The sequence below is a fragment of the Pseudomonas sp. PvP025 genome (genome assembly GCF_017832155.1).
Taxonomy (GTDB): Bacteria; Pseudomonadota; Gammaproteobacteria; order Pseudomonadales; family Pseudomonadaceae; genus Aquipseudomonas.
In genome coordinates this window covers 2,218,425-2,228,334 of sequence record NZ_JAFIBJ010000001.1, presented here as the reverse complement: position 1 = coordinate 2,228,334, position 9,910 = coordinate 2,218,425, and the positions used below count along the sequence as shown (strand labels likewise).

General features: G+C 62.5%; 11 protein-coding genes. 5 read left to right on the top strand and 6 right to left on the bottom strand.

Going from position 1 to position 9,910, the window contains the following annotated elements:
* Positions 1-5 precede the first annotated feature (5 nt).
* Both JOE32_RS09215 and JOE32_RS09210 read right to left on the bottom strand, forming a co-directional pair.
* A complete protein-coding gene (locus JOE32_RS09215) occupies positions 6-1,352 on the bottom strand; it encodes an NCS2 family permease (protein WP_209983357.1) in 1,347 nt (448 codons plus the stop codon).
* Positions 1,353-1,538: 186 nt separating this feature from the next.
* The gene (locus JOE32_RS09210; protein WP_209983355.1) at positions 1,539-1,967 is read right to left on the bottom strand and encodes a MarR family transcriptional regulator; all 429 of its coding nucleotides are present in this window, start codon (positions 1,965-1,967) and stop codon (positions 1,539-1,541) included.
* Positions 1,968-2,049: 82 nt separating this feature from the next.
* Here JOE32_RS09210 and JOE32_RS09205 point away from each other — a divergent pair, with 82 nt between their 5' ends.
* Positions 2,050-3,216: a PLP-dependent aminotransferase family protein gene (locus JOE32_RS09205; RefSeq protein WP_209983352.1), complete on the top strand. Its 1,167-nt coding sequence runs from the start codon at positions 2,050-2,052 to the stop codon at positions 3,214-3,216.
* Between the two features lie 10 nt (positions 3,217-3,226).
* Positions 3,227-3,829, top strand: coding sequence for a glutathione S-transferase family protein (locus tag JOE32_RS09200; RefSeq protein ID WP_209983350.1), 603 nt, complete (start codon positions 3,227-3,229; stop codon positions 3,827-3,829).
* 33 nt (positions 3,830-3,862) lie between these two features.
* Here JOE32_RS09200 and JOE32_RS09195 read toward each other — a convergent pair whose 3' ends face one another.
* Positions 3,863-4,747 (bottom strand): LysR family transcriptional regulator, encoded by an 885-nt coding sequence (locus JOE32_RS09195; protein ID WP_209983348.1) that lies wholly within the window; start codon positions 4,745-4,747, stop codon positions 3,863-3,865.
* 111 nt (positions 4,748-4,858) lie between these two features.
* Between JOE32_RS09195 and JOE32_RS09190 the strand changes: the two genes are divergently transcribed.
* The 3 genes from JOE32_RS09190 to JOE32_RS09180 are packed head-to-tail and all read left to right on the top strand — an operon-like array spanning position 4,859 to position 7,789.
* Positions 4,859-6,151, top strand: a complete 1,293-nt coding sequence (locus tag JOE32_RS09190; protein WP_209983346.1) for a citrate:proton symporter — start codon at positions 4,859-4,861, stop codon at positions 6,149-6,151.
* Between the two features lies 1 nt (position 6,152).
* Positions 6,153-7,478: an acyclic terpene utilization AtuA family protein gene (locus tag JOE32_RS09185; protein ID WP_209983344.1), complete on the top strand. Its 1,326-nt coding sequence runs from the start codon at positions 6,153-6,155 to the stop codon at positions 7,476-7,478.
* Positions 7,475-7,789, top strand: a complete 315-nt coding sequence (locus tag JOE32_RS09180; RefSeq protein ID WP_209983343.1) for a hypothetical protein — start codon at positions 7,475-7,477, stop codon at positions 7,787-7,789. The genes JOE32_RS09185 and JOE32_RS09180 overlap by 4 nt, the downstream gene beginning before the upstream one ends.
* A gap of 460 nt (positions 7,790-8,249) precedes the next feature.
* On the opposite strand, the gene JOE32_RS09175 is transcribed toward JOE32_RS09180, so the two are convergent.
* The 3 genes from JOE32_RS09175 to JOE32_RS09165 all read right to left on the bottom strand — a co-directional run bounded on the left by JOE32_RS09175 (position 8,250) and on the right by JOE32_RS09165 (position 9,907).
* Positions 8,250-8,621: a glutathione S-transferase N-terminal domain-containing protein gene (locus JOE32_RS09175; RefSeq protein WP_057008115.1), complete on the bottom strand. Its 372-nt coding sequence runs from the start codon at positions 8,619-8,621 to the stop codon at positions 8,250-8,252.
* Positions 8,622-8,725: 104 nt separating this feature from the next.
* Complete coding sequence (folE, locus tag JOE32_RS09170; protein ID WP_003192797.1) at positions 8,726-9,271, bottom strand: GTP cyclohydrolase I FolE; 546 nt, start codon at positions 9,269-9,271, stop codon at positions 8,726-8,728.
* 78 nt (positions 9,272-9,349) lie between these two features.
* Positions 9,350-9,907, bottom strand: a complete 558-nt coding sequence (locus tag JOE32_RS09165) for a Smr/MutS family protein (RefSeq protein WP_209983341.1) — start codon at positions 9,905-9,907, stop codon at positions 9,350-9,352.
* Positions 9,908-9,910: the final 3 nt, after the last annotated feature.

Genomic DNA, 9,910 nt, shown 5'->3' with positions numbered 1-9,910 from the left:
CGTGTTCATAACCATACAAACTTGGCGATAAAGATCGCACACAGCACCCACAGGCTGACGGAAATCTCACGGTACTTGCCGGTACCGGCCTTGAGCGCCACGTACGTAATAAAACCCAGGGCAATCCCGTCGGCAACCGAAAACGTCAGCGGCATCATGATCGCGGTGACGATCGCCGGAATGCTGTCGGTGGCCTCATCCCAATTGATATGGGCCATGCTGCCCATCATCAGCATCGCCACATAGATCAGCGCGCCAGCGGTGGCGTAGGCCGGGATCATGCCCGCCAATGGCGCAAAAAACATCGCCGCCACGAACAGGACGCCCACGGTCACCGCCGTCAGCCCGGTGCGCCCGCCAGCCGCGACGCCCGCGGCACTTTCCACATAGCTGGTTACCGGCGGCACACCGACCATGGCGCCGAACACGCTGGACGCGCTGTCGGCCTTCAAGGCGCGGGACAGGTTGTCGATCCTGCCGTCGGCATTCACCAGGCCTGCGCGTTGCGCAACGCCCATCAGTGTACCGGCAGTGTCGAACATGTGTACAAACAGAAAGGCAAATACCACGCTGATCATGCTTACATTGAACACACCCATCACGTCCATCGCCATCCAGGTCGGCGCCAGGCTCGGCGGCGCGGCGAGAATGCCGTTGTAGTGCACCAGGCCCAGGCCCCAGCCGGCCAGGGTCACGGCGATGATGCTGATCAGAATCGCGCCGAACACCCGGTGATAGCTCAGGATGGCAATCAGCAGAAAGCACACCGCCGCCAGCAGCGGCGCCGGCTCATGCAACGAGCCGAGCCGGAGCAGGGTGGCCGGGCTGTCGACAATGATGCCGGCGGTTTTCAGGCCGATGACCCCAAGGAACAGGCCAACCCCGGCGCCCATCGCGTGGCGCAGGCTCACCGGAATGCTGTTGAGCAGCCATTCACGGATGCGCGACAAGGTGAGGATCATGAACAGCACACCGGAGATGAATACCGCGCCGAGTGCGGTTTCCCAGCTGTAGCCCATCGTGCCGACCACGGTGTAGGTGAAGAACGCATTGAGCCCCATGCCGGGCGCCAGGCCCACCGGCCAGTTGGCGTACAGGCCCATCAGCAGGCAGCCCAGCGCGGCGGCGATGCAGGTGGCGACGAATGCCGCGCCGTGATCGATGCCGGCGTCCGCCATGATGTTGGGGTTGACGAAGATGATGTAGGCCATGGTGATGAAGGTGGTAAGGCCGGCGAGCAATTCGGTCTTCACCGTGGTGCCATGCACGCGCAGTTTGAACAGGCGTTCGAGCAAGCCGCTGCGTGGCGCGGCGAGGTCGAGCGTAGAAGCTTCGGGTTTGCGGCTATCCACAGCGAGTACTCCTCAAGCATTTTATTGTTATGTCCAGCGCTGCTCGCCTGAGTGGGCTGCGGCGCTGTGAGGGAGTGGCGAGTTTGTTGACCATCTAGTCAGGAACTCGCACGAAGCGAATTATGCTTTTGTATACAAATAAAGCAAATAGTGTTTTCGATTAACTTGCCCAGAGAACGTGCAAGGCTATCCGGCAAGGGCCTGATTGACCGCCAGCCATCCCATCACCGCTGCTTCGCCGGCCTCACTGAATGCGCGCTGCAACAGCTTCACCTGTTCACGGCGCAGCGACTGCTCGAAACGCCGGCCCTCGTCGGTCAGTTGCAGCAGGCGCTTACGCTTGTCGGTGTCGCACGCCACGCTGTCCACCAGGTGCATTTCCTGCAATTGGCGCAGCGGTATGTTCAGCGCCTGTTTGCTCACCCCCAGCAGTTCCAGCAGTTCCTTCACGCTCAAGGCCGGGTAGCGCGCGATAAAAAACACGATGCGTTGGTGCACCCGGCTCAGGCCACGGCGCTCGAGCATTTCATCGGCTTTGGCGGTAAAGGCCTGGTAGCCGAAGAAGAACGCTTCCATGGCCTGCTGCTGGCTGGTCGAGTTTTTAAGGTCAATCATCTTGACGTATCCACGCAAGTCGTCGTAATTTCGGTCAAGCAGTTTGACGTATTTCCCACAGCCTTCGCTAGCGGTGACTTTCATGGCCTTCTCTGAACGTGTTTCGCGCTTAAAAAGCTCCCTGATCCGTGAAATCCTCGCGGCGGCGCAACGCCCGCACGTGATGTCGTTCGCCGGTGGCCTGCCGGCCGAGACCATGCTGCCGGCGCTGAACTGGGATGACATGCCGCTGAACATCGGCCAATACGGCATGAGCGAGGGTGAGCCGCAACTGCGTGAACTGCTCGCCGCGCAGGCGCGCGCCCTGGGCGTACCCTGCCAGGCCAGCCAGGTGCTGGTGGTCAGCGGCTCACAGCAAACCCTGGACCTGGCGGCCAAGCTGTATATCGACAAAGGCACCAAAATCCTGCTGGAAGGCCCGACTTACCTGGCCGCCTTGCAGATATTCCAACTGTTCGGCGCCGATTGCCTCACCGTGCAACTGGAAGCTGACGGCCCCGATCTGGCCAGCCTGCGCGCCAACCTCGAACGCCATCGCCCGGCGTTCATCTACCTGATCCCGACGTTTCAGAACCCCTCGGCCGTGCGCTACAGCGAAGCCAGGCGCGAAGCCGTCGCGGCGCTGCTCGACGAGTTCGGTGTGACCCTGATCGAAGACGAACCCTACCGCGAGCTGACTTTCGATGGCGGCAGTGCCAGGCCCATCGCCGGTCGCCTGAAAAAGGCCAGCTGGATTTATACCGGCACTGTGTCCAAGACCTTGTTGCCGGGCCTGCGCGTGGGCTACCTGATCGCCAGCCCGGACCTGTTCCCGCACCTGCTCAAGCTCAAGCAATCGGCCGACCTGCACACCAACCGCGTTGGCCAATGGCAGGCGATGCAGTGGATCGGTACCGAACAGTATCAGCAACACTTGGCCGAACTGCGCAGCTTTTACCGCGAGCGTCGCGACGCGTTCCAGACTGCATTGACGCGCCACTTCGGTGACCTCGCCGACTGGCAAGTGCCCCAGGGGGGATTATTCTTCTGGCTGACCTTGAAACAACCGCTCGACACCCGCACCTTATTGGCGCCAGCACTGGAGCAGGACGTCGCATTCATGCCCGGAGAGCCGTTCTTTTCCGAGCCGGACCAGCACCTGGGTTCATTGCGCCTCAACTTCAGCCATATCGACCCGGCCCGCCAGGATGAAGGGCTCAAGCGTCTGGCCGCGGTGGTCCGTCAAGCACAGCTCGCGCAAGCGGCATAAGGGGAGCTTCATGTACAAGGTTTATGGCGATTACAAGTCGGGCAACTGCTACAAGGTCAAGCTGATGCTCAACCTGCTGGGCATCCCGTATCAATGGATCGATGTGGATATTCTCAACGGCGACACCGAGACCGCCGAGTTCCTGGCGAAGAACCCCAACGGCAAGATCCCCGTGCTGGAACTCGAAGACGGCACCTGCCTGTGGGAGTCGAACGCGATCCTCAACTTCCTCGCCGACGGCAGCGAGTTCCTGCCGAGCGAGCCGCGCCTGCGGACCCAGGTGCTGCAGTGGCAATTCTTCGAGCAGTACAGCCACGAGCCGTACATTGCGGTGGCGCGGTTCATCCAGTTTTACCTGGGGCTGCCCCAGGAGCGGCAGGAGGAATACAAGAAGTTGCACAAAGGCGGCTACAAGGCGCTCAAGGTGATGGAACGCCAACTGCAGCTGACGCCGTACCTGGTGGGGGAGCAGTTCTCGATTGCCGATGTGGCGCTATATGCCTACACCCACGTGGCCCATGAGGGCGGGTTTGACCTGAACGCCTATCCGGGTGTGCAGGCGTGGCTGGCGCGGGTGGCCGACCATCCCGGGCATGTGGCGATGCTGGATTGATCGATACGCTGCTTCCCTCATTCAGTTCGAACGTTATTCAGATAAGTGCTCATGCAGCAGTTCGAAACAGCGCTGTGCCGCCGGGCTTAATGCGATCCCTGTGCGGCTGATCAACCCGATCTCCCGGTTAACGCCGGGATGATCGATATCAACGCGCTGCAATCCCTCCAGGCTGTCCGCCGCCGACTCCGGCAGAATACTGATCCCCAATCCCTGGCGCACCAATGCCAGCACCGTCGACATGTAGTTGGCCTCAATCCCCGCGTTCATCGTCAAGCGCGTCTCATCGAACAACCTGTCCACTTGCTCGCGCACGCTGCTGTCGCGCCCGGTGAGGACGATCGGGTGCTCGGCCAGTTGCGCCAGCGTCACCCGGCGGTGGCGACTGAGGCTGTGGTCCTGCGGCACGAATGCGCACAACCGGTCATTGAACACCGGCACGAAATCCAGGCCATGGCTGAGTTTGGCGCGCACGCCGATACCGAAGTCCACTGCTCCGGCGCGGACCTCGGCGTGAATGCGCTGGGCCACCAGGTCATGCAGGCGCACCTCGATTCCGGCAAAGCGCTCGCGAAACAGGCGCAGGGCCGGCGGCAGGGTGTCGGCGCACACCGAGGGCAGGGCGGCGAGGGTGACCACGCCGCGCCGCAGGGCGGCGAGATCGCGCGAGCCGGTGACGATGTTATCCAGGTCCAGCAGCAGTTTTTCCATGGGGCCACGGGCGTCGCGGCCGGCGGCGGTGAGGCTCAGATGGCGCGGGCTGCGGTCGAGGAGGGCGACGCCCAGCCAATCTTCCAGTTGCTGCACCTGCACGGTGAGGGCCGAGGGCGACAGATTCAGTTCGTTGGCGGCTTTAACGAAGCTGCCCAGGCGCGCCACCGCGAGGAAGGCCTGGATATGCTGGACTGAGTTTTTCATTTTGTTTTTCCGAACACACAGGGCTGAATATTCCAATTTACAAAGGCTGGCGTGCTTTTGATACTCCGGGGAAAACAATAACCGGCCATCAAGGCCGCTCTGGAGTAACCCATGCTCGCCACTCTGGGTGTCATCACCATTCTGTGCCTGCTCGCTGCTGTCATGAGCAAACGCCTCTCGCCCCTTGTCGCCCTGATCGCGTTGCCGATTATCGCCGCGCTGCTCGGTGGGTTCGGTCTGCAAACCAGCGCGTTCATCATCACCGGTATCAAGAACGTCGCCCCCGTGGTGGGCATGTTCGTGTTCGCGATTCTGTTCTTCGGGATCATGACCGATGCCGGCATGCTCGACCCCATCATCGACCGCATCCTGCGCACGGTCGGCACGCGTCCTACGCGCATTGTGGTGGGCACCGCGACCCTGGCGTTGCTGGTGCACCTGGATGGCTCCGGCGCCGTGACCTTTTTGGTGACGGTGCCGGCGATGCTGCCGCTGTACACCCGCCTGGGCATCGACAAACGCATCCTCGCCTGCGTGTGCGCCATGGCCGCCGGGGTCAACTTCCTGCCCTGGACCGGTCCGGTGCTGCGCTCGTCGGCGGCGCTGCATGTGCCGGTGGCAGACCTGTTCCAGCCGCTGATCCCGGTGCAGATCGTCGGCCTGATTTTCGTATTCGCCTGCGCCTGGTGGCTGGGCCGGCGTGAAGAAAAACGCCTGGGCCTGGGCGCCGGCTCCACGGTGGATGCGGTGCCGCAACGGGTGCTCAGCGACGACGACATCAAGCTGCGCCGGCCCCGGCTGTTCTGGGTCAACCTGATGCTGACCCTCGCGGTGATGGTGGTGATGATCGCCGGCTGGGTCGATCCGGTGGTGATGTTCATGCTCGGCACGGTATTGGCGCTGTGCATCAACTACCCTAACGTCGATGCCCAGCGCGCCCGCATCGACGCCCACGCCAGGACCGCCCTGACCATGGCCAGTATCCTCCTCGCCGCCGGGGTATTCACCGGCATCATGCAAGGCACCGGCATGCTCAAGGCGATTGCCGAAGTGGCAGTGGCACAGATTCCGGCCGGTCACGGCAAGCTGATCCCGGCGGTGGTGGGTTTTATCTCCATGCCGCTGAGCATGCTGTTTGACCCCGATTCCTATTACTTCGGCGTGATGCCGGTGATCGCCGAAGTCGGCAAGGCCCTGGGCGTCGACCCGCTGCAGGTGGCCCAGGCTTCGCTGCTCGGCGTACACACCACCGGTTTTCCGGTCAGCCCGCTGACCCCCGCGACCTTCCTGCTGGTGGGCCTGTGCAAGATCGAATTGGCCGATCACCAGCGTTTCACCATTCCTTTTCTGTTTGCCGCGTCGGTGTTGATGACCCTCACCGCATTGCTCCTGGGAGTTATCTGAGATGAAAACCTTGCGCATTGGCTCCGGCGCCGGTTACTCCGGCGACCGTATCGAACCTGCCGTGGAACTGGCCGAGCAGGGCGATCTGGATTACCTGGTGTTCGAATGCCTGGCCGAACGCACCATCGCCCTGGCCCAGCAGGCGCGCATCGGCGACCCGGCTGGCGGTTACGACCCGTTGCTGGCTGAACGCATGCGCCGGGTATTGCCATTGGTGGGCCGCCACGCAGGCAAGCGACGCTTGCGGGTGATCACTAACATGGGCGCGGCCAACCCGGTGTCGGCGGCTGTCGAGGTACGGCGCATCGCCAGTGAGTTGGGCCTGAGCTGCAAGGTCGTGGCCGTGGTCGGGGATGATGTGCTGGAGGGGTTGCGCCCCGAGCATGTGCTGGATAACGGCCAGACGCTCGGCTCGCTGGGCGAGCGGCTGATCTCGGCGAATGCCTACCTGGGCGTCGATGGCATTCTGGACGCCCTGCGCGAGGATGCCGATGTGGTGATCACCGGGCGGGTGGCCGATCCTTCGTTGTTTCTTGCGCCGCAGATGTTTGAATTCGGCTGGGCGGCGCACGATTGGGAACTGCTGGGGCGCGGCACCCTGGTCGGGCATCTGCTCGAGTGTGCGGGGCAGGTCAGCGGCGGCTACTTCGCCGAGCCCGGTTTGAAGGACGTGGATGATCTGGCGCGCCTGGGCTTTCCGCTGGCCGAGATCGACGCAGACGGTGCTGCGGTGATCACAAAGGTGGCCGGCTCCGGTGGCCTCGTCAGCCCTGCTACCTGCGCCGAACAGTTGATCTATGAAGTGCATGACCCGGCGGCGTATTTGACCCCCGACGTGACGGCGGACTTTTCCCAGGTGGCATTTACCCAGGAGGGCATCGACCGCGTGCGCGCCGAGGGGGCGTCGGGGCGGGCGCGGCCGGAGCAGTTGAAAGTCAGTGTCGGTTATCTGGATGGCTGGATCGGTGAGGGGCAAATGTCCTATGGCGGACCGGGAGCGGTCGCGCGGGCGCAACTGGCGCGGGACATCGTCCTCAAGCGCCTGGCGTTGACGGGCGTACAGATGCAGGAGGTGCGCGCCGAACTGATCGGCATGGACGCGCTGCATGGCCCGCGCAGCAGCGTCGAACCCTGGGAAGTGCGCCTGCGCGTGGCGGCGCGCTGTGATGAGCGCAGCGACGCGGTGCGCGTTGGCAATGAAGTGGAAACCCTTTACACCAATGGCCCGGCCGGCGGCGGTGGCGCAAGCAAAAGCGTACGTCAGGTGGTGGCGGTGGCATCGTTGATGCTGCCCCGTGGTAAGGTCAACGCGAGGATCGAAGCATGAAATTGCACACCCTGGCCCACTCCCGTACCGGGGACAAGGGCGACACGTCGAACATCTCGATCATTGCTTACCGCGCCGAGGATTACCCGTTGTTATGTGAACAACTGACCGCCGAACGCGTGGCGCAGTTTTTCGACGGCTTGCGCGAACCGGGGGCTGCGCCGGTGCGGCGCTATGAACTGCCCAACGTGCAGGCGCTGAACTTCGTGCTGCCGGGGATCCTGCGCGGCGGCGTGACCCGCTCGCTGGCGCTGGATGCGCATGGCAAGTGCCTGGGTTCGGCGTTGTTGGAGCTGACAATATTTGACTGAAGGTGACCCAATCTTCGAACAGTGGCAAGCGGGCACGTTGTGGCAAGCAGGCATGTTGTGGCAAGCCCTAATGCCGTTCAGTTAAGCGCAGATTCCCTGTGGCGAGCAGGCTTGTCCTGCGTTGGGCTGCGCAGCAGCCCCAAAGCCAGGCGCTGAGCCGTATCAGGTACACCGCGTTTTACTCGATGGGGGGCGCTTCGCACCCCAACGCGGGGCAAGCCCGCTCGCCACAATAAGCCCACACATTTTCCTTAACTGAACGGCATTAGGGCTTGCCCCAATGCCGTTCAGCTAAGCGCAGATTCCCTGTGGCGAGCAGGCTTGTCCTGCGTTGGGCTGCGCAGCAGCCCCAAAACCAGGCGCTGAGCCGTATCAGGGACACCGCGTTTTGCTCGATGGGGGGCGCTTCGCACCCCAACGCGGGGCAAGCCCGCTCGCCACAGGGATATTCGCAGGGCGGTCAGATCGCAGCGAAGCGCTTGTCGAGGTAGTCGATGATCACTTTTGAGTCATACATCCAGGTGGTCTGGCCATTCTCTTCGATGCGCAGGCACGGCACCTTGATCCGGCCGCCTTGCTCCAGCAGGGTCTGGCGATCATGTTCGTTGTTCTTCGCGTCCTTCAAGGCCACCGGCACATTGAGGCGGTGCAGGGTGCGACGGGTTTTCACACAGAACGGGCAGGCGTGGAACTGGTACAGGGTCAGGTCCCTGGCCGCCGCATTCACCTGGGCCTGTTGCTCGGCGGGACGCTGTTTTTTGCGGGGGCGGGTAAGAAAGTCGCCCGCGATGATGAGTTGGCCCAGGCCCACTCGAAGTGCTTTGACGAACATGGCTGAAACCTCTGGCCCTAAACTTGAGGGGTGGCAGCTTACCTGAATTCTGCAGGCGAAAAAAAACCGGCGATGAACGCCGGTTTTTTTATCGAAGCAGCCCGTTACTTGATCAGGCTGAGAAACTCGCTGCGGGTGGCCGCATTTTCGCGGAACTCACCGAGCATCACCGAGGTGATCATCGACGAATTCTGTTTCTCCACGCCGCGCATCATCATGCACATGTGCTTGGCTTCGATCACCACGGCCACGCCCAGCGCGCCGGTCACTTCCAGTACCGCATCGGCGATCTGACGGCTGAGGTTTTCCTGGATCTGCAGGCGGCGCGCGTACATGTCGACAATCCGCGCTACTTTCGACAGGCCCAGCACCTTGCCACTCGGGATATAGGCGACATGTGCCTTGCCGATAAAGGGCAGCAGGTGGTGTTCGCACAACGAGTACAGCTCGATGTCCTTGACCAGCACCATCTCGCTGTTGTCGGAGCTGAACAAGGCACCGTTGGTGACTTCTTCGAGTGTCTGTTCATAGCCGCGGCAAAGGTACTGCATCGCTTTGGCGGCACGCTTTGGCGTGTCGAGCAGGCCCTCGCGGGAGACGTCCTCGCCGAGCTGGCCGAGAATCTCTGTGTAATTCTGTTCCAGGGACATGAAACTACCTGTTGTATTTTCGCAAAGCGCAAGGTTACGGGGGCGGGCACATCGCTGCAAGCCTGACGATGGCACTTGTTACTCGTCGCGGCCTTCCATCATGGTGCGCTTGAGCATCACATACACCGCACCGGCACCGCCGTGGCGGGCCTGGCAGGAAGTAAAGCCGAGCACCTGGGTGTGCTGGCGCAGCCAGGTGTTGACGTGGCTCTTGATCATCGGCCGCTTGCCGTCCAGACGCACGGCCTTGCCGTGAGTGACGCGCACGCAGCGGATTTCGAATTTTGTGGCTTCGGCGAGAAAGGCCCACAGGGTTTCCCGGGCTTTTTCCACGGTCATGCCGTGCAGGTCGAGGCTGCCTTCGAAGGGGATCTGGCCGAGCTTGAGCTTGCGCATCTGGCTTTCCTGCACGCCGTCGCGGGCCCACATCAGCTCGTCCTCGGGGCCGACGTCGATCACGAACTGGTCCGACAGACCATCCACGGTGGTGGCATCGGTGCGCACGGTGGCGGCCTGGCGCAGCTTGGCGATCTGCGCCCGGTCGGCTTTGGGTTTGCCGGTGTCGGCGCGGTCGTGCTTGATCGGCTTGACGCCGCGCAGCTCGTTTTTGAACAGGGAAAAGTCGTCGTCTTGCATGTC

Excerpts from the sequence above, each read along its gene's own strand:
- JOE32_RS09180 (WP_209983343.1), top strand. The coding sequence starts at position 7,475 with ATGAAATTGCACACCCTGGCCCACTCCCGTACCGGGGACAAGGGCGAC.
- JOE32_RS09175 (WP_057008115.1), bottom strand. The coding sequence starts at position 8,621 with ATGTTCGTCAAAGCACTTCGAGTGGGCCTGGGCCAACTCATCATCGCG.
- JOE32_RS09205 (WP_209983352.1), top strand. The coding sequence starts at position 2,050 with ATGGCCTTCTCTGAACGTGTTTCGCGCTTAAAAAGCTCCCTGATCCGT.
- JOE32_RS09190 (WP_209983346.1), top strand. The coding sequence starts at position 4,859 with ATGCTCGCCACTCTGGGTGTCATCACCATTCTGTGCCTGCTCGCTGCT.
- JOE32_RS09200 (WP_209983350.1), top strand. The coding sequence starts at position 3,227 with ATGTACAAGGTTTATGGCGATTACAAGTCGGGCAACTGCTACAAGGTC.
- JOE32_RS09185 (WP_209983344.1), top strand. The coding sequence starts at position 6,153 with ATGAAAACCTTGCGCATTGGCTCCGGCGCCGGTTACTCCGGCGACCGT.
- folE (WP_003192797.1), bottom strand. The coding sequence starts at position 9,271 with ATGTCCCTGGAACAGAATTACACAGAGATTCTCGGCCAGCTCGGCGAG.
- JOE32_RS09195 (WP_209983348.1), bottom strand. The coding sequence starts at position 4,747 with ATGAAAAACTCAGTCCAGCATATCCAGGCCTTCCTCGCGGTGGCGCGC.
- JOE32_RS09210 (WP_209983355.1), bottom strand. The coding sequence starts at position 1,967 with ATGATTGACCTTAAAAACTCGACCAGCCAGCAGCAGGCCATGGAAGCG.
- JOE32_RS09165 (WP_209983341.1), bottom strand. The coding sequence starts at position 9,907 with ATGCAAGACGACGACTTTTCCCTGTTCAAAAACGAGCTGCGCGGCGTC.